The organism is Salmonella sp. SAL4457 (assembly GCF_046548235.1).
Lineage (GTDB): Bacteria > Pseudomonadota > Gammaproteobacteria > Enterobacterales > Enterobacteriaceae > Salmonella > Salmonella enterica.
Genome location: NZ_JBGDZO010000190.1, coordinates 1 through 336 on the forward strand (window position 1 = coordinate 1; position 336 = coordinate 336).

The following is a 336-nucleotide window of genomic DNA, read 5'->3' on the forward strand; positions in this document are numbered from 1 at the left end:
CGGAAGTAGTCGACGACGAAGTCGACGAAGACCCGGGTCTTGGCCGGTAGCAGCTTGTTCGCCGCGTAGTAGAGGCTGGTGTTGCCGGCGTCGACGTACCAGTCCGGCAGGACCCGCACCAGGGCGCCGGACTCCAGGTAGGCATAGGCGTGCTGCATGCATACCAGGGTGATGCCCAGGCCCATGGCGGCGACCTCGCAGGTGGCTTCCGGGTCGCTCATGGTCATGCGTTCGCGCAGCTCGATCGGCGCCTCCTCGCCGTTGCGCCGGCGCAGCGGCCAGGAGCGCACGCGGCCGGTCTGCGGCGAGCGGATGCGGATCCCGTCGAAGCCGCCC

At 69.6% G+C, this 336-nt stretch carries 1 protein-coding gene; it reads right to left on the bottom strand.

Annotation, left to right across the window (positions count from 1 at the left end):
- Positions 1-336, bottom strand: a 336-nt coding sequence (locus tag ACLJNW_RS23855) for a LysR substrate-binding domain-containing protein (protein WP_410961174.1), incomplete at both ends; no start/stop codon positions are given.